At 66.7% G+C, this 20177-nt stretch carries 20 protein-coding genes and 1 pseudogene; 15 read left to right on the forward strand and 6 right to left on the reverse strand.

All coding sequences use genetic code 11. The annotated features are described in order from the left end of the window. Positions 1 to 25: 25 nt before the first annotated feature. The 3 genes from AAG092_RS05650 (at position 26) to AAG092_RS05660 (ending at position 2133) form a co-directional block, all read left to right on the forward strand. Positions 26 to 880 carry an OmpA family protein gene (locus tag AAG092_RS05650; RefSeq protein ID WP_373388896.1) on the forward strand — a complete coding sequence of 285 codons (855 nt, stop codon included), beginning with the start codon at positions 26 to 28 and terminating at the stop codon, positions 878 to 880. A gap of 104 nt (positions 881 to 984) precedes the next feature. Beyond that, on the forward strand, positions 985 to 1332 hold the full coding sequence (locus tag AAG092_RS05655; RefSeq protein ID WP_110681104.1) for a virulence factor: 348 nt from the start codon (positions 985 to 987) through the stop codon (positions 1330 to 1332). 216 nt (positions 1333 to 1548) lie between these two features. Beyond that, positions 1549 to 2133, forward strand: coding sequence for a hypothetical protein (locus tag AAG092_RS05660; RefSeq protein ID WP_373388898.1), 585 nt, complete (start codon positions 1549 to 1551; stop codon positions 2131 to 2133). Positions 2134 to 2189: 56 nt separating this feature from the next. On the opposite strand, the gene AAG092_RS05665 is transcribed toward AAG092_RS05660, so the two are convergent. Continuing rightward, positions 2190 to 2627 carry an abscisic acid-deficient protein Aba4 family protein gene (locus AAG092_RS05665; RefSeq protein ID WP_373388899.1) on the reverse strand — a complete coding sequence of 146 codons (438 nt, stop codon included), beginning with the start codon at positions 2625 to 2627 and terminating at the stop codon, positions 2190 to 2192. A gap of 878 nt (positions 2628 to 3505) precedes the next feature. Between AAG092_RS05665 and AAG092_RS05670 the strand changes: the two genes are divergently transcribed. Together AAG092_RS05670 and AAG092_RS05675 are read left to right on the forward strand one after the other, a co-directional pair. Then, positions 3506 to 3904: a hypothetical protein gene (locus tag AAG092_RS05670; RefSeq protein ID WP_373388900.1), complete on the forward strand. Its 399-nt coding sequence runs from the start codon at positions 3506 to 3508 to the stop codon at positions 3902 to 3904. 145 nt (positions 3905 to 4049) lie between these two features. Beyond that, positions 4050 to 4817, forward strand: a complete 768-nt coding sequence (locus AAG092_RS05675) for a hypothetical protein (RefSeq protein WP_373388901.1) — start codon at positions 4050 to 4052, stop codon at positions 4815 to 4817. Positions 4818 to 5206: 389 nt separating this feature from the next. Here the strand turns inward: AAG092_RS05675 and AAG092_RS05680 are convergent, their stop codons facing one another. The 3 genes from AAG092_RS05680 to AAG092_RS05690 form a co-directional block, all read right to left on the reverse strand. After that, a complete protein-coding gene (locus AAG092_RS05680; RefSeq protein ID WP_373388902.1) occupies positions 5207 to 5977 on the reverse strand; it encodes a gamma-glutamyl-gamma-aminobutyrate hydrolase family protein in 771 nt (256 codons plus the stop codon). A gap of 337 nt (positions 5978 to 6314) precedes the next feature. Continuing rightward, complete coding sequence (locus AAG092_RS05685) at positions 6315 to 7811, reverse strand: CoA-acylating methylmalonate-semialdehyde dehydrogenase (RefSeq protein ID WP_373388903.1); 1497 nt, start codon at positions 7809 to 7811, stop codon at positions 6315 to 6317. A 144-nt stretch (positions 7812 to 7955) separates the two neighbouring features. Then, positions 7956 to 9302: an aspartate aminotransferase family protein gene (locus tag AAG092_RS05690; protein ID WP_373388904.1), complete on the reverse strand. Its 1347-nt coding sequence runs from the start codon at positions 9300 to 9302 to the stop codon at positions 7956 to 7958. A gap of 109 nt (positions 9303 to 9411) precedes the next feature. Here AAG092_RS05690 and AAG092_RS05695 point away from each other — a divergent pair, with 109 nt between their 5' ends. From AAG092_RS05695 to AAG092_RS05735, 9 genes and pseudogenes are all read left to right on the forward strand, one after another. Further along, a complete protein-coding gene (locus AAG092_RS05695) occupies positions 9412 to 10332 on the forward strand; it encodes a LysR family transcriptional regulator (protein WP_373388905.1) in 921 nt (306 codons plus the stop codon). Positions 10333 to 10551: 219 nt separating this feature from the next. Then, positions 10552 to 11214: a TetR/AcrR family transcriptional regulator gene (locus AAG092_RS05700; protein ID WP_110681094.1), complete on the forward strand. Its 663-nt coding sequence runs from the start codon at positions 10552 to 10554 to the stop codon at positions 11212 to 11214. A 103-nt stretch (positions 11215 to 11317) separates the two neighbouring features. Further along, the gene (locus tag AAG092_RS05705; RefSeq protein ID WP_373388906.1) at positions 11318 to 11917 is read left to right on the forward strand and encodes a DUF4136 domain-containing protein; all 600 of its coding nucleotides are present in this window, start codon (positions 11318 to 11320) and stop codon (positions 11915 to 11917) included. 63 nt (positions 11918 to 11980) lie between these two features. Next, the gene (locus tag AAG092_RS05710; protein ID WP_373388907.1) at positions 11981 to 12541 is read left to right on the forward strand and encodes a DUF4136 domain-containing protein; all 561 of its coding nucleotides are present in this window, start codon (positions 11981 to 11983) and stop codon (positions 12539 to 12541) included. Further along, positions 12538 to 13026 (forward strand): N-acetyltransferase family protein, encoded by a 489-nt coding sequence (locus AAG092_RS05715; RefSeq protein WP_373388908.1) that lies wholly within the window; start codon positions 12538 to 12540, stop codon positions 13024 to 13026. Before AAG092_RS05710 ends, AAG092_RS05715 begins: the two co-directional genes overlap by 4 nt. Positions 13027 to 13082: 56 nt before the next feature. Continuing rightward, positions 13083 to 13526, forward strand: coding sequence for a DMT family transporter (locus tag AAG092_RS05720; protein WP_110681091.1), 444 nt, complete (start codon positions 13083 to 13085; stop codon positions 13524 to 13526). A 147-nt stretch (positions 13527 to 13673) separates the two neighbouring features. Continuing rightward, positions 13674 to 14735, forward strand: coding sequence for a GGDEF domain-containing protein (locus AAG092_RS05725; protein ID WP_373389561.1), 1062 nt, complete (start codon positions 13674 to 13676; stop codon positions 14733 to 14735). A gap of 176 nt (positions 14736 to 14911) precedes the next feature. After that, a pseudogene (locus AAG092_RS05730) lies at positions 14912 to 15943 on the forward strand (methyl-accepting chemotaxis protein); the annotation flags it as partial. A gap of 144 nt (positions 15944 to 16087) precedes the next feature. Continuing rightward, positions 16088 to 16804: a methyl-accepting chemotaxis protein gene (locus tag AAG092_RS05735; RefSeq protein WP_373389562.1), complete on the forward strand. Its 717-nt coding sequence runs from the start codon at positions 16088 to 16090 to the stop codon at positions 16802 to 16804. 7 nt (positions 16805 to 16811) lie between these two features. On the opposite strand, the gene pbpC is transcribed toward AAG092_RS05735, so the two are convergent. Then, positions 16812 to 19133 (reverse strand): peptidoglycan glycosyltransferase PbpC, encoded by a 2322-nt coding sequence (gene pbpC / locus AAG092_RS05740; RefSeq protein ID WP_373388909.1) that lies wholly within the window; start codon positions 19131 to 19133, stop codon positions 16812 to 16814. Between the two features lie 80 nt (positions 19134 to 19213). Here pbpC and AAG092_RS05745 point away from each other — a divergent pair, with 80 nt between their 5' ends. Continuing rightward, a complete protein-coding gene (locus AAG092_RS05745) occupies positions 19214 to 19504 on the forward strand; it encodes a hypothetical protein (protein WP_373388910.1) in 291 nt (96 codons plus the stop codon). Positions 19505 to 19577: 73 nt separating this feature from the next. On the opposite strand, the gene AAG092_RS05750 is transcribed toward AAG092_RS05745, so the two are convergent. Beyond that, positions 19578 to 19973, reverse strand: a complete 396-nt coding sequence (locus AAG092_RS05750) for an endonuclease domain-containing protein (RefSeq protein ID WP_373388911.1) — start codon at positions 19971 to 19973, stop codon at positions 19578 to 19580. Between the last annotated feature and the right edge of the window lie 204 nt (positions 19974 to 20177).

The following is a 20177-nucleotide window of genomic DNA, read 5'->3' on the forward strand; positions in this document are numbered from 1 at the left end:
GGCCACCGGTGCGGAGGACCGCCCCATGAAGATGCCCATCCTGCAACGCCTCGTCCTCGTCTGCGCGCTGCTGGCGCCGCCGGCCCAGGCCGCCGAGGACCTGCCCGGCGCCAGGGACCACCCGCTGCTCAGCCGCTACCCCGCCTCCCACATCACCGAATACCAGCAGAACTACAACGCCGTGGACTTCACCATCGACAGCCAGGATGGCGTGCCGCAACGCCGCAGCATCGAGGGCGACGCCACCCAGATCTTCTACTTCCACGACAGCGCCGACACCCAGCCCAGCCCCCTGCAGCTGCTGCGCAACTACCAGAACGCGATCAAGGCCATCGGCGGCGAGGTGATCTACGAGCGCCTGCCCGGCGAGGGCGACGGCGGCGAAACCACCCTCAAGGTGCTCACCGGCGGCAAGGAGGTCTGGGTGCGGGTCGAGCCGGGCATCTTCAGCGCGCCGACCCAGAGCTACCGGCTGGCCATAGTCGAGGTGGCCGCCATGCAGCAGCGGGTCACCGCCAGCCAGCTGCTGGACGAACTCAACCGCAACGGCTTCGTCGCCCTGTACATCAACTTCGACAGCGGCAAGGCCGAACTCAAGGCCGACGGCCAGGCCACGGTGGCGGAAATCGCCAGCATGCTCAAAGGCGCGACGGAACTGAAACTGGCCATCGAGGGCCATACCGACGACGTCGGCCAGGCGGCGGCCAACAAGGCCCTGTCCGAGCGCCGCGCCCGGGCCGTGCTGGACGCCCTGGTGGCCGCCGGCATCGCGCCGCAGCGTCTCTCCGCCGCCGGCTTCGGCCAGGAGCGCCCGGTCGCCGACAACCGCAGCGAGGAAGGCCGGGCGAAGAACCGCCGGGTGGAACTGGTGAAGCAGTAGGCCCGCGGGTTTACACAGGATTTACACTCCCCCGGGGAGACTATCGCCACACGCAGAGTCGAAAGCTGTAACCGGAATAGACCGGCCTCACAGGAGTTTCGACCATGCGTTCACGCATCCCCCTCATCACCGGCCTGATCGCCAGCCTGCTCTTTGCTGGCGCCCAGCAAGCCCAGGCAGCCGACAGCGGCGATGTGGCCATCGGCGTGGCGGCTGGCGCAATTCTCGGCAGCGTGCTGACGCCGCGCCAGGTCGTGGTCTATGAACAGCCGCGGGTGCACTATGCACCGCCACCGCCCGTCTACTACCCGGCACCGGTCTACGTCGAGCGGCCGGTCTACTACAGCCCCGGCCCGGTGATCTATGTCGACGGCCCGCGTTACCACCACAAGCACTGGAAACGCCATCACCGCCACCACCACCGCCATCATGGCCACGGCCATCGCTGGTAAACCCAGGCCCCGCACATGCGGGGCCTGTCGTTTCTGCTCCCCACTGCCGAATCTGCCGCCCTCTGCTGCGGCCCCGGTATGAACGCCAGCGAAAACCCGCGCTGGCCATTTGCGATCATCGTGCCCAGCCTGTAGCCTGCAGCGCGCCCAGGGAGCGGGCGGCAGATTCGGCCGACCCTCGCGGGCCCTCCTGGCAGTCACGACAAGGAACTTCCCATGCAACGCTTCGCTTACCTGCTGGTGCTGGCGCTCGGCGCCCTGCTCACCGGCTGCAGCTTCAACCACCCGGTGGCCGAGGACTACGGCACCTACCTGGCCAACAACCAGGGCCAGAGCAACCTTCCGCGCGCCAGCGCCCCCGCCGAATACCAGACGGCGGCCAGCACCCAGGCCCACCGCTACGAATTCCGCTCCGCCACCGTGGGCTATGCCCACCTGTGGATCGTCGAGTTCGGCCAGATGCTGGACGCCACCCTGCAATCCAGCGACGTGCAGCAGGCCTTCGGCAGCCTGCAGGCAGGCAGCGCGCCGAGCGCGCCGTTGCTGACCTTCGAACTGCAGGACTACCGCTTCGAGGACTTCCGCGCCTACGTCACCCTCAAGATCAGCGTCGCCGCTGGCGGCCAGGCGCTGTTCAGCAAGGCCTACCAGGTCGAGGGGCAGAGCCAGGGCGGCAAGATGTTCTGGGGCGGCCCCTTCGCCATGAAGAACGCCATCCAGCAGTCGACCAAGCTGGCGCTGGACGAGATCCTTCGCGACTTCATCGCCGACTACAACCGCCTCGACCTCGCGCAGCGCTGAGCCCGGCGCTACGCAGCAAAAAGCCCCGCACGCGCGGGGCTTTTTTCATGGCCGCCTCACAGCCCGTGCAGCAGGCCGATGGCGAGGAACAGCAGCAGGCCCAGCGGGCCGAACATCATCGCCAGCAGGTAGCAGGGCACCAGCCACAGGTGGCCGATGCCCTGCGCCGCGCCCTGCTGCTGGATGTACAGGCCGGCCAGCAGGTCGAACGCGAGGATGTGGATCCACGCCGCCAGCACCGCCTTGGGGTTGCTGAACAGCGCCAGCACCCCGCGCAGGCTAAAGAAACCGGGCTTGCCCTGGCCGCGCTCGCCACGGCTGGTCAGCGCCTGGAACAGGCTGACGCCGTACAGCACGCAGAGCAGCACCACGGCGACGCCGAGCACCAGGCGCGGGCCGTGGCTCCAGGTGGGCAGCAGGATCAGCACGCTCCAGCCGCCCAGGGCGGCGAGGCTGGCGAGCTGGAACAGGCGTTTCTGGCTGAGGGCGGGCATGGGGGATTCCTCACGGGGGTGTGGGTTCGGTTGTAGCCGAAAAGCGGCAGCGGCGGCTGCCATCAGTGAGGGGGTGAATGGTGGGGGCTGGGGTTGGGCTATGGGCCGGTTGTTGACCGTATTTTCAAGTATGGCGTTGCGACGTGGTTCGCAGTATGGTCGGGCATCGACCTGCAGGGATGCGTTGTTCATGGCGGTGATTGCCACGATTCCTCGCCGAATCTCCCCGGATCTCTTTAGCGGCTCAAGCCTCGTGCACTTCTCGCAGCGCGTTCCTCGGCGCTCGACTACAGATTGCGCCCTGTACGGCGCCTCACTTTTCTTTGTTTGCGCAAAGAAAAGTAAGCAAAAGAAAGCGCCCCCCGGCATCCGGGTCTCGCTGCGCTCGACTCCCCTCCCTCCGGTGCCGCTCCGGGGGCCGGCGTACAAGGGGCGTCCATGCCCCTTTACGCCTCTCGCCGCATCCATGCGGCTCGTCCCCCTGCGCAACACCTTCACTCGGCCTACTGACGGGGAGTTTGCGCGCATGAAAGTTTGGCGTTTCAGGCCGCTCGGAGTCGTCGGTTTGCCCACGGCCACCGGACGACCTCGCCGTAGGGTGGATAACGCCGCTTGCGGCTTATCCACCAGCAGCGCCCATGGTGGGCAACGCTGCGCGGTTGCCCACCCTACGGTTCACTCCGTGATCGTGCCCACGCTCTGCGTGGGCATGCAGCCACAGACGCTCTGCGTCTGCGGGACGCAGAGCGTCCCCGGAAGGGTTCCCACGCGAAGCGTGGGAACCATCGACGCGCACGCAACAAACTCAAACGCCACTACCACAACATCACCATCAAACCAAAAGCTCGGGCCGGGACCGGGTCCCGTCAGGAGGCTGAGTGGAATCGTTGCGTAAGGGGTTGAGCGGCATGGATGCCGCGAGAGACGCGATGGGCCAGGGATGGCCCTTCGCGGCGTGCCCCTGGAGCAACAATGGAACGAAGGAAGTCTGGCGGCGCAGCCGTCAGACCCGTATGCCGGGGGCGCTTTCTCTTTGGTTACTTTCTCTTTGCGCAAACAAAGAGAAAGTGACTCGCCGGGAAGGCGAAAAGCATGGTTTCGGTGTTAACAGGATTTACGTGGGCTCAGACGGTGGACAAGCAAAGCATTGTCCGCCCTACAGATATCCAGGGCACTTGCTACTCATAAGCAGGAAAAAAGCAGCCAAAACCGTCCGAAAACCATCTATTACCCTGAAACCAGAAGACGAAAGACCGAAAAATACAGAGATGAGCTGATTTTTTTTACTTTTAAAATCAATTACTTAAATAGAAATACCGTCTTGATTATTGATATTCAGTCATTTTTTAGCAGGATGAGCTTGACTGAAAACGCAATAGAAAATATCTTTTCTCACACTAAGGCAGGCATGAGAGCAACCTGATGGCCAAGATAATTGACTACCCCAGATCCTCACTACAGACCTGCATCCAACTGGCCAAAGCAGTCGACTCCTTTGGAGGAAAGTGCTCGCCGGAACTTGCAGCAGACAAGCTAGGCATGAAGGTCTCGGGGAACTTCAATGCCATCATCGCTTCAGCTGCGAAATTCGGACTGATTGACAATAAGAAGGGCCAGCTTGAAGTTACAGGCCTTTACCGGCAGCACAAACTTGCCTATTCACATGAAGAGGCTAATGCAGCACTGACTCAAGCTTTTTTATCACCGCCCCTTTTCCAAAAGCTTTACGACCGATTCAAAGGATTAGAGCTTCCTCTCGGCCATTTTGAGAAGGTTCTAATTCGCGAGTTCAGCGTCCCTGAACCACTTGGCTCTAGAACTGTTAAGTATTTTCTAGAAGGAGCCAAACAATGCGGGATTCTTAGTGAAAATAACGTACTACTAGAAATCGGCGCCTCGTCTCAAGCTAACAGACACAACGAAGATACTGAGGAAGAGATCTACATTGATGACGCGCAAGAGCCAGAAAGACAATTGATTGAAAGCCCGAAGATCGGAATAGACAACACAAATAAAATAGAACCATCTATCGACAGCCAAGACCCACGAGCCCATGAAATATTCACTATTCACATCAAAGGCCCTGGAATGGACTCAAAGATCCTCATAAACGAAGAGGACGATTTAATTATTGTCGAAGCGATGCTTAGGAAAGTTAAAAATAAACTAGGAAAGCCAAATCAAGATTGAAATAAAAAACCGCTTGTGGCGGGAACCACAAGCGGTTTACTTGAAAATCTTCCGTGGGTGTTAAGAGCTACCCAAAGGAAGGCTAGATCTCACACGCTACAGAAGACTATCTGGCGATTGAATTCTAGGTGCGATGTGGGACTGGTGTAAAGGAGCTCTGGAGATTGCCTCGTGGCCATTCCTCCTTTTCCAGCCCCTCCTGGGTGCCGTTGGATTTTCTGTAAATCCTTCAAGCACTACAAGACGGGTAAGCAAGTCTTCCCTAAAAAGGCTGACTGCTTTTGCTTTCTAGTACGAGCTTGAGCTGCCCTGAAGGGTAGAAGCCTGCTCCTTCATCAACCTCAGCAAAAGGCCCGTCAATTGACGGGCCTTTTCAATTGGTGCACCACTCAGGCGCCGACTGCCTCTCTCCGCTTAGCAAGCTTGCTGGCCTGATACTCCCTCGCCGCCTCATGAAACGCCCCAATCAGCGCGTTGTAATCGGCCTTCTCCCAATAGCGATACTCCGGATGCCACTGCACCCCCACGGCAAACGCCTTGGCCCCAATCACGCTGACCGCCTCAATCTGCCCGTCCTCGCACACTGCTTCCACCTGCAGCCCCTCGCCCAGGCGGTCGATGCCCTGGCCGTGCAGCGAGTTGACGCTGATCTCGCGCTCGCCGAGCAGCTGGTGCAGCACGCCGCCTTCGGTGAGTGCGACCTTGTGCATCGGGCCGTAGGCCACGTCGTCCGGCACACCCTTGCGCTCGCGGTGGTCGAGACGGCCTTCGACTTCGTGCACTTCGCGGTGCAGGGTGCCGCCGTACAGCACGTTGAGTTCCTGCACGCCACGGCAGATGCCGAGGAAGGGAATGCCGCGCTCGATGCAGGCGCGCATCAGGCGCAGCACGGTGGCGTCGCGGGGTTTGTCGGCCAGGCCGAGGCCGGGGTGGTCGTCGCCGTAGAAGCTCGGGTGCACGTTGGACAGCGAGCCGCCGAACATGATGCCGGAGACGCTGTCGAGCACGGTGTCCATGTCCAGGTCGTCGGCGAAGGCCGGGATCATCAGCGGGAAGGCGCCGAAGCCGGTGACGGACTGGATGTATTTCTCGCCCACCAGGTGGAACCAGCCGATGTCGCGGTCAGTCAGCTGCCAGCGGCACAGGGGGAGACCGATCATGGGTTTGCTCATTGCAGGGTAGTCCTCTTCTGTTAATTGAAGTGGGCTGCCCTTGGGAGAGCGGGCTTGCGGTTCACCTGAAACGTGAGTCCGCTCACCCAAGGGGTGCCGCGCCCCGATCTTTGCCGGTTCACTGCACCAGTGCCGCGCCCGCGCGGCAGGGTTATCCCCTCTCCCACTGGTGGGACAGGGGCTGGGGGAGAGGGCGTGGTTCGACGGCCCCTCTCCCCAACCCTCTCCCGTGAACGGGAGAGGGTGCAAAGCATGCTGCCCGACCAATACATCCAGCCGGACGGCACAAAAAAGGGCCGGTCCGCAGACCAGCCCTGGATGGTGCTTAACCGTTGCTCGGGAAGGCGAACTGCGCGGCCTCGTGGGAGGCGCGCTGCGGCCAGCGCTGGGTGATGGTCTTGCGCTTGGTGTAGAAGCGCACACCGTCCGGACCGTAGGCGTGCAGGTCGCCGAACAGCGAGCGCTTCCAGCCACCGAAGCTGTGGTAGCTGACCGGCACCGGCAGCGGCACGTTGACGCCAACCATGCCCACTTCGATCTCGTCGCAGAACAGGCGCGCGGCCTCACCGTCGCGGGTGAACAGGCAGGTGCCGTTGCCGTACTCGTGGTCGTTGATCAGCTGCATGGCCTGTTCCAGGCTGCCGACGCGGACGATGCACAGCACCGGGCCGAAGATTTCTTCCTGGTAGATGCTCATCTCCGGGGTGACGCGGTCGAACAGGGTGCCGCCGACGAAGAAGCCGGCCTCGTTGCCCGGCACGCTCAGGCTGCGGCCGTCGACCACCAGCTGGGCGCCCTGGGCCACGCCGGCGTCGATGTAGCCCTTGACCTTGTCGCGCGCGGCGCCGGTGACCAGCGGGCCCATGTCGAGGCCGCAGGAGGTGCCGGCACCGATCTTCAGCGCCTGGATCTTCGGCACCAGTTTTTCCACCAGGGCGTCGGCCACGTGGTCGCCCACCGCCACCACCACGGAGATGGCCATGCAGCGCTCGCCGCAGGAGCCGTAGGCGGCGCCCATCAGGGCGTTGACGGTGTTGTCGAGGTCGGCGTCCGGCAGCACCACGGCGTGGTTCTTGGCGCCGCCCAGGGCCTGTACGCGCTTACCGCGACGGTTGGCCTCGGTGTAGATGTATTCGGCGATCGGCGTGGAGCCGACGAAGCTGATGGCCTTGACCTCGGGGGCCTCGATCAGCGCGTCTACCGCTTCCTTGTCGCCGTTGATCACGTTGAGCACGCCGCGCGGCAGGCCGGCTTCGTGCAGCAGCTGGGCGATGAACAGGGTGGAGCTGGGGTCGCGCTCGGACGGCTTGAGGATGAAGCAGTTGCCGCAGACGATGGCCAGCGGGTACATCCACAGCGGCACCATGGCCGGGAAGTTGAACGGGGTGATGCCGGCGACCACGCCCAGCGGCTGGAAGTCGCTCCAGCTGTCGATGTTAGGGCCGACGTTGCGGTTGTACTCGCCCTTGAGCAGCTCGGGGGCGCCGCAGGCGTACTCGACGTTCTCGATGCCGCGCTGCAGTTCGCCGACGGCGTCTTCGAGGGTCTTGCCGTGCTCTTCGCTGATCAGCGCGGCGATCTTGTCCTTGTTGGCTTCCAGCAGCTGCTTGAAGCGGAACATGACCTGGGCGCGCTTGGCCGGCGGGGTGTTGCGCCAGGCCGGGAAGGCGGCCTTGGCGGAGTCGATGGCGGCCTGGATGGTGCCGCGGTCGGCCAGCTCGACCTGGCGCACGGGCTCGCCGATGGACGGGTTGAAGACCGGCGCGGTGCGCTGGCCGCTCAGAACGATGTCGCCGTTGATCAGGTGGGCGATGGTGCTCATGGGGTGCAATCTCTCAGTTGAATTCGGGTCAGTCCCCTCTCCCGTTTACGGGAGAGGGTTAGGGAGAGGGGCTTTGGCTTTTATGCTGCCGGCCGCCCTCTCCCTCGGCCCCTCTCCCATGAATGGGAGAGGGGAGGTAAAGCGTCAATCCAGCTTGTTCAGCACATCGCCCACGGCGTTGAACAGGGCGTCCAGCTGCTCGGGCTGAGTGTTGAAGGTCGGGCCGAACTGCAGGGTGTCGCCGCCGAAGCGCACGTAGAAGCCGGCGTTCCACAGCTTGATGCCGGCCTCGAACGGGCGGATCACCGCGTCGCCGTCGCGCGGGGCCAGCTGGATGGCGCCGGCCAGGCCGCAGTTGCGGATGTCGATCACGTGCTGGCTGCCCTTGAGGCTGTGCAGCTTCTCCTCGAACACCGGCGCCAGGGCGGCGGACTGCTCGATCAGGTGGTCACGCTTGAGCAGCTCCAGGGTGGCCAGGCCGGCGGCGCAGGCGACCGGGTGGCCGGAGTAGGTGTAGCCGTGGCCGAACTCGACCATATGCTCCGGGGTAGCCTGCTGCATGAAGGTGTCGTAGATCTCCTTGGAGGCGATCACCGCGCCCAGCGGGATGGCACCGTTGGTGACCTGCTTGGCGGTGTTCATGATGTCCGGGGTGACGCCGAAGTACTCGGCACCGGTCCATTTGCCCATGCGGCCGTAGGCGGTGATCACTTCGTCGAAGATCAGCAGGATGTTGTGCTGGGTGCAGATCTCGCGCAGGCGCTGCAGGTAGCCCTGCGGCGGCACGATGACGCCGGCCGAGCCGGACATCGGCTCGACGATCACGGCGGCGATGTTGGAGGCGTCGTGCAGCTCGATCAGCTTGAGCAGCTCGTTGGCCAGCTCCACGCCGCCGGTCTCGGCCATGCCGCGGGTATAGGCCAGGTGCGGCTGCAGGGTGTGCGGCAGGTGGTCGGCGTCCATCATCTGGCCGAACATCTTGCGGTTGCCGCCGATGCCGCCGAGGCTGGTGCCGGCGATGTTCACGCCGTGGTAGCCACGGGCGCGGCCGATGAACTTGGTCTTGCTCGGCTGGCCCTTCAGGCGCCAGTAGGCGCGGGCCATCTTCACCGAGGTGTCGGCGCACTCGGAGCCGGAGTCGGTGTAGAACACGTGGTCGAGGCCGGCCGGGGTCAGCTCGGCGATCTGCTCGGCCAGGCGGAAGGACAGCGGGTGGCCGTACTGGAAGCCCGGCGCGTAGTCGAGGGTGCCGAGCTGCTTGGCCACGGCCTCCTGGATTTCCTTGCGGTTGTGGCCGGCGCCACAGGTCCACAGGCCGGACAGGCTGTCGAACACGCGGCGGCCCTTGTCGTCGATGAAGTGGTTGCCGTCGGCACCGACGATCAGGCGCGGGTCGCGCTTGAAGTTGCGGTTGGCGGAGAACGGCATCCAGTGGGCATCCAGCTTGAGCTGGCTGGCCAGGGACGGGGTGGCAGTCTGCGGCATGTTCATCGTGGCTCTCCAGAGCGGCACTGTGGTCTTGTTGCCAGAGAAGGTGCCACGGGCATAAAGTCACGAAAATCCAAATCTTCGCACTTTAAGTTCAGCCCGGACTAAACATATGAGCAGCCGCCGTTCCGACCCCCTGGCCCAGGTCAGCGACTTCGATATCCGCCTGCTACGCCTGTTCCGCAGCGTGGTCGAGTGCGGCGGCTTCTCCGCCGCGGAGAGCGTGCTGGGCATCGGCCGCTCGGCGATCAGCCAGCAGATGAGCGACCTGGAGCAGCGCCTGGGCCTGCGCCTGTGCCAGCGCGGCCGCGCCGGCTTCGCCCTGACCGAGGAGGGCCGCGAGGTGTACCAGTCGTCGCTGCAGCTGTTCGGCGCGCTGGAGAGCTTCCGCAACAACGTCAACGGCCTGCACCGCGAACTGCGCGGCGAGCTGCACATCGGCCTGACCGACAACCTGGTCACCGTGCCGCACATGCGCATCACCCACGCGTTGGCGCGGCTCAAGGAGCTGGGCCCGGACGTGCGCATCCAGATCCGCATGACGCCGCCCTCGGAGGTGGAACAGGGCGTGCTGGACGGCAGCCTGCACGTCGGCGTGGTGCCGCAGAGCCACAGCCTGTCCGGCCTGGAGTACCAGCCGCTGTATGGCGAGCGCTCGCTGCTGTACTGCGCGGTGGGCCATCCCCTCTTCTATGTGGACGACGGCCAGCTGTCCGACACCCGCCTCAACGCCCAGGACGCCATCGCCCCGACCTTCCGCCTGCCGCCGGAGGTGCAGGCGCGCTACCAGGTGCTCAACTGCACGGCCAGCGCCTCGGACCGCGAGGGCATGGCCTTCCTCATCCTCACCGGGCGCTACATCGGCTACCTGCCGGACCACTACGCCCAGCAGTGGGTGCAGCAGGGCCGCCTGCGCGTGCTCAAGCCGGCCAGCCGTTTCTACGACCTGACCCTGGCCTCGGTGACGCGCAAGGGGCGGCGCCCGCAGCTGGTGCTGGAGACCTTCCTGGAGGCGCTGGCGAAGACCGGCTGAGCGAGCTGGAACGCCCGTGCCATCAGGCTTTTCGCCATTTTTCCAGCGAGCCAGATTGCGCCTTTTCGACGTTTTTCTGACACCCGATAGGGGGTTTTACCGAGCCGGCGGGCAGCTTCGTCTGAACAACACACGTTTTTGACGCCCGAGGGTTGTTTCGTGACCCGCGCTGGGGTATCAGTTCGCACACAAAACCGATCATCAGTACGGACCCCTCAGATGTCAGCTGTTTCCTCCCCTGCTCCCAGCGCCGGCAAACCCGCCGGACGCATCCGCCAGAAGAACGAAAAAGCCATCATCGCCGCCGCCGAGGTGGAGTTCGCCCGCCACGGCTACAAGGGCACCAGCATGAACAGCATCGCCCAGGCGGTGGGGCTGCCCAAGGCCAACCTGCACTACTACTTCAGCAGCAAGCTGGGCCTGTACATCGCCGTACTGAACAACATCCTCGACCAGTGGGACGCCACCTTCAGCAGCCTGAGCGCGGACGACGACCCGGCCCAGGCGCTGTCGCGCTACATCCGCGCCAAGATCGAGTACTCGCGCACCCAGCCGCTGGCCTCGCGCATCTTCGCCATGGAAGTGATCAGCGGCGGCCAGTACCTGACCGCCCACTACAACCAGGACTACCGCGAGTGGTTCCGCCAGCGCGCCGGGGTGTTCCAGGCCTGGATCGACGCCGGCAAGATGGACCCGATCGACCCGGTGCACCTGATCTTCCTGCTTTGGGGCAGCACCCAGCACTACGCCGACTTCGCCAGCCAGATCTGCCTGTTCACCGGCAAGAACAGCCTGAAGAAGGCCGACTTCGAGGAAGCCGCCGACAACCTCGAGCGCATCATCCTCAAGGGCTGCGGCCTGACCCCGCCGGCCCGCGGCTGACCTCGCCGGCCCGGCGCGCGACGGCGCGCCGGGCGGCCGCCCTCCCCCACGCCCGCCATCCGCGCTACCCTGAGGAGACTTCGCCATGCTCCCGGACCCGCGCATGAAAGCCCTGCTCCCGCCGGCCCTGGCCCTGGCCCTGCTGCTCGCCGCCTGCCAGAGCCCCAACCCCTACCGCGCCGAAGGCCAGCCGCTGCCGCCGGCACCGCCCGAGGCGGCCAACCATTTCGACCGCAGCGCCTACCCGGCCGCGCCGCGCGACTACGCGCGCTACCGCAACTGGGCCTGGCGCGAGCCGCCGGCCGGCAGCGCCTGGGCCGATGGCGCGCTGCTGGCCGAGGTGGTGGGCGCCGGCCTCGACCAGCGCGGCCTGCGCCCGGCCCGTGCCGGCACGGCCGCCGACCTGCAGGTCGGCGCCAGCCTGCACCTGGAGCGGCGCCAGTACCAGGTGCGCGACGACTACGGCAGCTACTACGGCCACGGCCCCTACGGCGACCACTACGGCCTGTACGGCAGCGTGCCGCTGGTGCGCACCTACGAGGTGGAGGTGGCGGTGGTGCGCATCGACCTGTACGACGGCGCCAGTGACCAGCCGCTGTGGAGCGGCAGCGCCGAGGCACGCAGCGAGGGCAGCCAGGGCGAGCGCGCCGAGGCCCTGCGCCGCGCGGTGGAAGATGCCCTCGGCGCCTACCCGCCGAACTGAAACGGTGCTTGCCGAACGCCGCCGCCTGGGGTTCGATAGGGGTTCTGCCCCGGAGGTTGCACCATGTTCGCCCGCCTGCTCCTGCTGCCCGCCCTGCTACTCCTGGCCGCCTGCCAGACTGCCCGGGTCGAGCGCGACTACGACCAGCACCGTGATTTCGCCGCCTACCGCAGCTGGAGCTGGCAGGCGCCGGCCCTGCAGTACCGCCCGGACGACCCACGCATCCGCAGCGACCTCACCGAGCAGCGCCTGCGCCAGGCCATCGCCGAGCAGCTCGAGCAGCGCGGCCTGCGCCCGGCCCAGGCCGGCGGCACGGCGGACCTCAAGGTACAGGCCTGGCTGATCGTCGAGCAGCGCCAGGACCAGGTCAGCACCCATTACGGCGGCTACTGGGGCGATCCCTGGGGCGGCTTCTGGAGCGGCCCGGTGCACACCGAGACGCGCACCCTGGACTACCGCGTGAGCACCCTGCAGATCGACCTGCTCGACGGCCGCGATGGCAAGCTGGTCTGGCGTGGCAGCGCCGAGCAGGTGCTGCGTCCGGCGCCGGAGACCCCGGCTGAGCGCGAGGCGGCCCTGCGTGCCAGGGTGGCCGAGATCATCGGCCAGTATCCGCCGCAATGAACGACCGCCTGCTCGGCCATCGCCCGGCCACCGACGCCGACCTCGACCAGGTGGTGCAGTTCGTGCGCAACGCCGACGAGCTGTTCTTCGCCTTCCCCCGCGCCCACTGGCCGCTGACCCGCGAACAGCTGGCCGCTGCCTGCGCCGAACGCCAGGCCAGCACCCTGGCCCTGCTCGACGGCCGCCCGGCCGGTTTCGCCAATTTCTACCAGAGCGTCGCCGGCGACTACTGCGCCCTGGGTAACCTGATGATCGCGCCCTGGGCGCGCGGCCAGGGCGTGGCCCAGTACCTGGTCGGGGTGATGGAGCAGCTGGCCCGGCGCGACTTTGCCGCCCGCGAACTGCGGGTTTCCTGCTTCAACGACAACGGCGCCGGCCTGCTGCTCTATGCCGGCCTGGGCTATCGCCTGACGGGCCTGGTCGAGCGTCAGCGCGGCCAGCGCCGGGTGGCCCTGGTGCAGTTCGCCAAGCCCCTGCAAAGCTGACCGCAGGGACAGCAAAAAGGCATAATGCCGCCCCCACGATTTGCCCGGAGACCTCCATGCCCAACTGGTGGCTACTCGCCCTGCCCCTGCTCGCCGGCGCCATCATGCCGCTGCAGGCCGGTATCAACGGCCAGCTGGCCAAGCACCTGTCCAGCGTCATGGCCGCCGCCCTGGTGTCCTTCCTGGTCGGCACCGCCGCGCTGCTGATCATCGTCCTGGCGCAGCGCGAGGTCTCCGGCCTGGCCGCATTCAAGGGGCTGAACTGGTGGCACTGGAGCGGCGGCCTGCTCGGCGCCTTCTTCATCGTCACCGCGGCCTTCGCCGGGCCGCGCATCGGCGCCCTGCTGTTCACCGTGCTGGTGCTGGCCGGCCAGCTGGGCATGGCCCTGCTGCTCGACCACAACGGCTGGGCGGGCTTTCGCGAGGCGCCCATCACCCTGGGCAAGATCGCCGGCCTGGCGCTGATCATCGGCGGGGTCTGGATGATCCGTCGCGGCTGAACAGGAGGCCAGGCGACGGAGTGCTGGCACTTTGCCGCGAGTCGACGTTATGCTGACGATCAGCCGATTTTGTGATCACAGCGCATGGCTCCCGACGCACGCCCTCATCCCTCCGCCCACTTCGCCCTCTGGCGCGAAAGCCAGGACATGCGCGTGCGCACCCGCCTTGGCGGCATCTTCTACCTGCTGGCCTGGCTGCTGACCTGGGGCTTCAGCAGCACCCCGGCGGACATGACCCTGTTCGGCTCGCTCGGCGCCGCCCTGTTCGCCCTGCTGCTGGCCCTGCGCTGGCTGCACCGATTGCCCAGCCAGGACAACGCGGCCAGCCTCGGCCAGTGGATCGACCGCCACTGGCTGCTGATCCATGTCACCTGCCTGAGCTGGGGCCTGGCCCACGCCTGGGCCCTGTGGCACCCGCAGTTCGAGCCGTCGCGGCTGATCGCCACCCTCAGCACCGTGGCCTTCAGCACCGCCATGGCCTTCAACTTCCCGATGCGCAAGCAGCGCTGCGTGGCCGCCATCTTCCTGATCTACCTGCCCGGCCTGGTCGTGCTGGCGCTGCACTGGGCGACCCAGGAGGCCCTGCTGGTGACCCTGGCCTTCTACCTGGCCTACCTGCTGCTGGCCCTCAACCGCAGCCACCGCGAGTACCACGCGACCCTCGACCTGGAACAGCAGCTGCTCGACCAGCGCGAGCGCTACGAGCAGCTCAGCCGTACCGACAGCCTGACCCAGCTGGGCAACCGCCTGCAGTTCAACAGCCTGTTCCCGGCCATGGTCGCCGGCGCCCGGCGCCAGGGCACTCCGCTGTCGCTGGTGCTGCTGGACATCGACTTCTTCAAGCGCATCAACGACCAGTACGGCCACAGCAGCGGCGACGCCTGCCTGAGCGCCTTCGCCGAGCGCATGCGCCAGGTGTTCCGCCGCGACAGCGACGCCCTGCTGCGCCTGGGTGGCGAGGAATTCGGCGTGCTGATGCCGGGCACCGCACTGGAGCAGGCCCGCGAGCTGGCCGAACAGTTCCGCCGCGAACTCGCCGCCGACGGCTTCGAGCTGCAGGGCCAGAGCCTGCCGCTGACCACCAGCCTCGGCGTCGGCTGCCTGGAGCCCGGCGACGACAGCGCCGAATCCTTCTTCAAGCGGGTCGATGATGCGCTGTACCGGGCCAAGGCCGAGGGACGTGACAGGTTGGTTCTAGCGGCCCCCTGATTCTTGTACAAAAGTTATACAAACACGCTAGCAATACTCTGCGACAACTGTACAATCCTCTGACGCCATTAATTTGCCATCATCCGGCTCAGTTGGTTTCAGAGGAATACATCGTGCTCAAGACCCTCCTACTCGACCTCAGCGTCCGCAAGAAGCTCCTATGCGGGTTCGGCCTGGTGCTGCTGATCACCCTGGGCGTAGCCCTGACCAGCCAGAGGGCGCTGGAAAGCACCCTGTGGCGCTTCGACGTGTTGCTGCGGGTCAACCAGATCGACAGCACCCTGGCCCATGCCCGCCAGGACGAGAAGAACTTCATCCTGCGCGGCGATGACAAGTACCTGCGCGAGGCGCTCAAGGCCATCGACGAGATCGACCGTCTGGTGGACGAGAGCCTGGCGGTGATGAGCCGCCCGGAAACCATCGCGCTGATGCAGGCGATCCGCACCGAGGCGACCGCCTACCGCCAGCAGCTGCAGGCCCTGGAACGCGCCAGTTCCGGTAATCGTGAAGCACAGGCCGCCATGGAGAAGGCCGCCCGTGAGGCCCTGGTGCAGTTCGACGAGCTGGAGCAGCGCCTGAACCAGGTCGCCGTCGAGCAGATCCGCCAGAGCGGCGACGAGAACAGCATCCGCACCCTGGAATTCGCCAACCAAGCCAGCACCCTGGCCCGGCAGATGCTCGACGCCCGGCGCCACGAGAAGAACTTCATCATCAGCGGCGCGGCCGAACATGCCCAGCGCCTGCAGAGCCAGTTCGACGGCCTGCAGCAGCTCGGCCAGGAACTGCGCGCCCAGCTGGACGACCCGGCCGCGCGTGCCGACATCGATGCCGCCCTGCAGCAGCTCGACGTCTACCGCGGCGACTTCGAGCGCCTGCGTCAGGCCGTGGCGCAGCGCGATAGCAGCGAAAGCGACATGACCGAGCGCGCCCGCCTGGTCGCCAAGGCCTCGGCCGACTCCCTGGCCCTGCAGATGAAGACACTCGAGGAGGAAGCCAGCCAGGCCGAAGCCCTGCTGCTGAGCGCCAGCGTGATCGCCTTCATCATCGGCCTGGCCTGTGCCCTACTGATCACCCAGCTGATCGTGCGCCCCCTGCAGCAGGTGGTCGGCCTGGCGCGCAAGGTGGCCGAGGGCGACCTGTCGGAGAACATCGAGACGAGCCGGGGCGACGAGCTGGGCCAGCTGATGCAAGCCATGCAGGCCATGACCGAGAGCCTGCGCAACCTGCTGACCCGCCTGAGCAGCGGCATCGAGCAGCTGGCCACGGCGGCGGAGGAAATGTCCGCGGTGACCGAGCAGACCAGCGCCGGGGTCGCGCAGCAGCGCATGGAGACCGAACAGGTGGCCACGGCGATGAACGAGATGACCGCCACCGTGCAGGATGTCGCGCGCAACGCCGAGGCCGCCGCCGGTTCCGCCGAGCAGGCCGACTACCAGGCGGCCCAGGGCAGCCACACCGTGCAGCAGGCCATCGCCCGCATCGAGAACCTGGCGCAGAGCATCGAGCAGTCGGCCGGCTCCATCGAGCGCCTGAAGCAGGACAGCAACAACATCGGCACCGTGCTCGACGTGATCAAGAGCATTGCCGAGCAGACCAACCTGCTGGCGCTCAATGCGGCCATCGAGGCGGCCCGCGCCGGCGAGGCCGGACGCGGCTTCGCCGTGGTGGCCGACGAGGTACGCGCGCTGGCACGTCGCACCCAGGAATCGACCGCGGAGATCGAGGGCCTGATCAGCACCCTGCAGAGCGGTGCCGAAGGCGCGGTGCAGACCATGGGCCAGAGCCGCGAGCAGGCCGGCGACACCGTGACCGCCGCCCGCCAGGCCGGCGAGGCGCTGCAGGCGATCAACCTGGCGGTGTCGAATATCCAGCAGATGAACCAGCAGATCGCCACCGCCGCAGAACAGCAGAGCTCGGTGGCCGAGGAGATCAACCGCAGCGTGTCCAGCATCCGCGATGTGGCCGAGCAGTCGGCCGCGGCCACCGAGGAAACCTCGGCCGCCAGCGTCGACCTGGCGCGCCTGGGTGGCGAGCTGCAGACCCTGGTCAACCGTTTCAAGCTAGCCTGAGGCGAGCTCAGTCGTCGACGCGGAACTCCACCCGCGCCGTCGCCCCGCTCTGGTCGAGCAGGCTGAGCTGGTAGAGCCCGGTCGCCTCGAGCTTCTGCTCGAGGCTCTCGCCCGGCTGGCTCTCGCCCAGCGGCGCGCCATTGAGGAACCACCAGCGCGTGCCGCTGCCGCCCAGGGCCGAGAGGCTCAGGCGCAGCGGCCCGGCATTGCCGGCCGGGCGGCGCAGGCGGTCACCCTCGCGCACCCCGACGATGGACAGCGGCGCCGCCGGTGGCGGCAGCGCGGGCGGACAGCTGGCGGAGACCGCCGGCAGGCGCGCGGCGCGCCGCTCGCGGCGTGGCAGCCAGGGTTCCAGCGGCGCCGGCCACAGGGCGATCTGGCTTTCCCGTGCGCCTTCGCAGCTGGCCGCCACCTGCCGGCCATGCGCATCCAGCCAGACACGCTGGCTCAAGCCCAGCCCCAGCGGCTGGTCGGCCGCCTGCAGGGTCGGCGGCACGGTGCCGTCGAGGGTCCAGGCAAAACGCTGGCGCCGGCAGTTGGGGTCGTCGCGGGCCAGCGCCTGGCCCAGCGGCCAGCAGATCGCCGCCACGCCGATGCTCGCCGGCACCTCCTGTGGCGGCGGCACCAGGCCGCGCTGGCGGTCGCGGTTGACCAATAGGTCGTGCACCTGCAGCAGCAATGGTGCGGCCGAGGCCAGGCCGAACTGGCCGGGCACCGGCGTGCCGTCCGGGCGGCCGATCCACACGCCGATCAGGTGGCGCGGACCGACGCCGATCGCCCAGGCATCGCGGAAGCCGTAGCTGGTGCCGGTCTTCCAGGCCAATACGGGACGCTGCACCAGCTCGGCGCGCGGGTCACGGTCCGGCCGCGCCTGCCCGGCAAGTATGCGCCGCACCACCCAGGCCGCGCCGGGCGAGAGCAGACGTCGCTCGTGCAGCGCGTCCTGCGGTTGCAGCCGTGGCCGCGCGGCCACCCCGCCACGGGCGAAGGCGCTGTAGCCGGCCAGCAGTTCTTCCAGGCGGCTGCCGGCGCCACCGAGGATCAGCGCCAGGTTCGGCTCGGCGCCGGCCGGCAGCGCCAACGGCACCCCGGCGCCGCGCAGCTCGCCGGCGAAGCGCTTGGGTCCATAGGCTTCCAGCAGCTGCACGGCAGGCAGGTTGAGCGAGGTGGCCAGCGCTTCGCTGGCCGATACCGGGCCGGTGAAACCGGCGGCGAAGTTGCCCGGCCGGTAGTCACCGTAGCGCCGCGGCACGTCCTGCAGCAGCGATTCGGAGTGGATCAGCCCGGCGTCCATGGCCAGGCCATAGAGGAACGGTTTGAGCGTGGAGCCGGGCGAGCGCTGGGCGCGGATCATGTCGACATGGCCGTAGCGCTTGTCATCCCCGACATCCAGCGAACCGAGGTAGGCGCGCACCGCCATGCTCTCGCTGTCGACCACCAGGATGGCCGCCGAAGTGCGCTCCGGCAGGCGCGCGCGCCAGCCCAGCAGCAGGTCCTCCAGCCGTCGCTGCAGATTGGCATCGAGGGTGGTGCGGATCAGCGGCGGGCTGCCCGCCACGTTCAGCCGTCGTGCCAGCAGCGGCGCCAGGTTGGGCTCCTGGCGCGGCGCCAGCAGCACCGGCTCCTGCAACGCCTCGTCCACCGCCGACTGTGGCCATTGCGCGAACTGTGCCAGGCGCCGCAGCACCTTGTCGCGCGCGGCCTGGGCACGCTCGGGGTGGCGGTCCGGGCGCAGCCGGCTGGGCGCCTGCGGTAGCACGGCAAGCAGCGCGGCCTCTGCGCGGGTCAGCTGGCTTGGCGGCTTGCCCAGGTAGGCCCAGCTGGCCGCCGCCACGCCCTGCAGGGTGCCGCCAAAGGGCGCGCGGTTGAGGTAGAGGGCGAGGATCTCGTCCTTGGACAGGTGCCACTCCAGCTGCAGGGTGCGCCACAGCTGCTTGAACTTGCCGGCGAGGGTCCGCTGGTGCGGATCGAGCAGGCGCGCCACCTGCATCGACAGAGTGCTGCCACCGGACAGCACGCGCCCGCCGGACAGGTTCTGCCAGGCAGCACGCCCCAGGGCCAGCGGGTTGACCCCGGGGTGCTGGTAGAACCAGCGGTCCTCATAGGTCAGCAGCGCCTCGAGGTAGTAGGGCGAGACCTCGTCCGTGGTCACCGGGTAGCGCCACACGCCTTCGGCATCGGCGAAGCGCCACAGCGGCGTGCCGTCCTCGGCCAGCACCACGCGGGCCAGGCCGTCCTCCGGCAAGGGCAGCGGGAACAGGCGGTCGGCCAGCCACAGCAGGGCCAGCGGCAGGGCGATCAGCGCCAGCCTGCGCCGCCAGCGCTTCATCGCCGGCCCTCGCTGCGCGAGGGGCATCGGCTATGGCATGCTGCGCGGCAACCCTTACCGGCCCTGCGGATATTCATACCTTGATCCAAGACTTCTTCGAATGGCTGGGCCATGCCCTCGGCACCCTGATCCGTTTCATCGTCGACGCCCTCAGCGGCTTCTTCGGCCTGTTCGCCGACATCGGCCGCAGCTTCCTCGACGGCCTGGCCAGCGCACTGGGCACCGACGTCGGCCTGCTCAGCATCGTCGCCATGGTCTGCGGCCTGTTGCTGCTCTATGCCGCCGTCCGCGCCGGCATGCGCAAGGCCTTCGTGCGCATGGTGGTCTATGGGTTGCTGGGGTTGTGGTTGTTGAGTTTGATCGTGAGTTGAAGCCCTACCCTCTCCCCGGCCCTCTCCCGTGAACGGGAGAGGGAGCAGTCCGCGCAGGGACCATTGACTGTCGTCACCCCTCGCCCACTTGTGGGGGCACGCCAAGTGGAGAGGGGCCGGGGCGGCCCGCGTAGGGAGAGGGACCAACCTCCAGACGAATCCGCTCCAGCACCGCCTCCATCTCACGCAGTACCTGATGGTTCCAGAAGCGCAGCACCCGATAACCTCGCTCGCTTAGATACTGATCCCGCTCGCGGTCCTGATCGGCCTGTTCCATATGCTGCCCACCGTCCAACTCGATTACCAGAAAGTACTCCAGGCAGACGAAATCGACTATGTAGCGACCTACGGGTTTCTGTCGTTTGAACTTGAGGCCCATGAAACGATGGGCGCGCAGCTGATACCAGAGCCGCGCTTCGGCGTCTGTCATATGGGTTCGCAGCGTCTTGGCGTTTTCCCTCAGCCCCATGGGAGCCTCCTTGCTCCTGCTGCCCTCTCCCCCGCCCCTCTCCCGCGAGCGGGAGAGGGGTGACTCCATCTCGGCTCCCTGCACGCACCTGCCACTCCAACATCGTCCTCTGGCCCCTGGACGTGTGAGTTCGTAGGACAACCCCGTACTAACCTCCCGCACGGCCAGTCCCCTCTCCCGTTTACGGGAGAGGGCTAGGGAGAG

Origin of the sequence: Pseudomonas alcaligenes (genome assembly GCF_041729615.1) — a bacterium.
Taxonomy (GTDB): domain Bacteria; phylum Pseudomonadota; class Gammaproteobacteria; order Pseudomonadales; family Pseudomonadaceae; genus Aquipseudomonas; species Aquipseudomonas alcaligenes_B.

Coding starts and splice junctions, on each gene's coding strand:
- AAG092_RS05650 (WP_373388896.1), top strand. CDS start 26: ATGAAGATGCCCATCCTGCAACGCCTCGTCCTCGTCTGCGCGCTGCTG.
- AAG092_RS05720 (WP_110681091.1), top strand. CDS start 13,083: ATGCCCAACTGGTGGCTACTCGCCCTGCCCCTGCTCGCCGGCGCCATC.
- AAG092_RS05675 (WP_373388901.1), top strand. CDS start 4,050: ATGGCCAAGATAATTGACTACCCCAGATCCTCACTACAGACCTGCATC.
- AAG092_RS05735 (WP_373389562.1), top strand. CDS start 16,088: ATGAACGAGATGACCGCCACCGTGCAGGATGTCGCGCGCAACGCCGAG.
- AAG092_RS05660 (WP_373388898.1), top strand. CDS start 1,549: ATGCAACGCTTCGCTTACCTGCTGGTGCTGGCGCTCGGCGCCCTGCTC.
- AAG092_RS05685 (WP_373388903.1), bottom strand. CDS start 7,811: ATGAGCACCATCGCCCACCTGATCAACGGCGACATCGTTCTGAGCGGC.
- AAG092_RS05750 (WP_373388911.1), bottom strand. CDS start 19,973: ATGGGGCTGAGGGAAAACGCCAAGACGCTGCGAACCCATATGACAGAC.
- pbpC (WP_373388909.1), bottom strand. CDS start 19,133: ATGAAGCGCTGGCGGCGCAGGCTGGCGCTGATCGCCCTGCCGCTGGCC.
- AAG092_RS05715 (WP_373388908.1), top strand. CDS start 12,538: ATGAACGACCGCCTGCTCGGCCATCGCCCGGCCACCGACGCCGACCTC.
- AAG092_RS05665 (WP_373388899.1), bottom strand. CDS start 2,627: ATGCCCGCCCTCAGCCAGAAACGCCTGTTCCAGCTCGCCAGCCTCGCC.
- AAG092_RS05725 (WP_373389561.1), top strand. CDS start 13,674: ATGCGCGTGCGCACCCGCCTTGGCGGCATCTTCTACCTGCTGGCCTGG.
- AAG092_RS05705 (WP_373388906.1), top strand. CDS start 11,318: ATGAAAGCCCTGCTCCCGCCGGCCCTGGCCCTGGCCCTGCTGCTCGCC.
- AAG092_RS05680 (WP_373388902.1), bottom strand. CDS start 5,977: ATGATCGGTCTCCCCCTGTGCCGCTGGCAGCTGACTGACCGCGACATC.
- AAG092_RS05695 (WP_373388905.1), top strand. CDS start 9,412: ATGAGCAGCCGCCGTTCCGACCCCCTGGCCCAGGTCAGCGACTTCGAT.
- AAG092_RS05690 (WP_373388904.1), bottom strand. CDS start 9,302: ATGAACATGCCGCAGACTGCCACCCCGTCCCTGGCCAGCCAGCTCAAG.
- AAG092_RS05655 (WP_110681104.1), top strand. CDS start 985: ATGCGTTCACGCATCCCCCTCATCACCGGCCTGATCGCCAGCCTGCTC.
- AAG092_RS05710 (WP_373388907.1), top strand. CDS start 11,981: ATGTTCGCCCGCCTGCTCCTGCTGCCCGCCCTGCTACTCCTGGCCGCC.
- AAG092_RS05700 (WP_110681094.1), top strand. CDS start 10,552: ATGTCAGCTGTTTCCTCCCCTGCTCCCAGCGCCGGCAAACCCGCCGGA.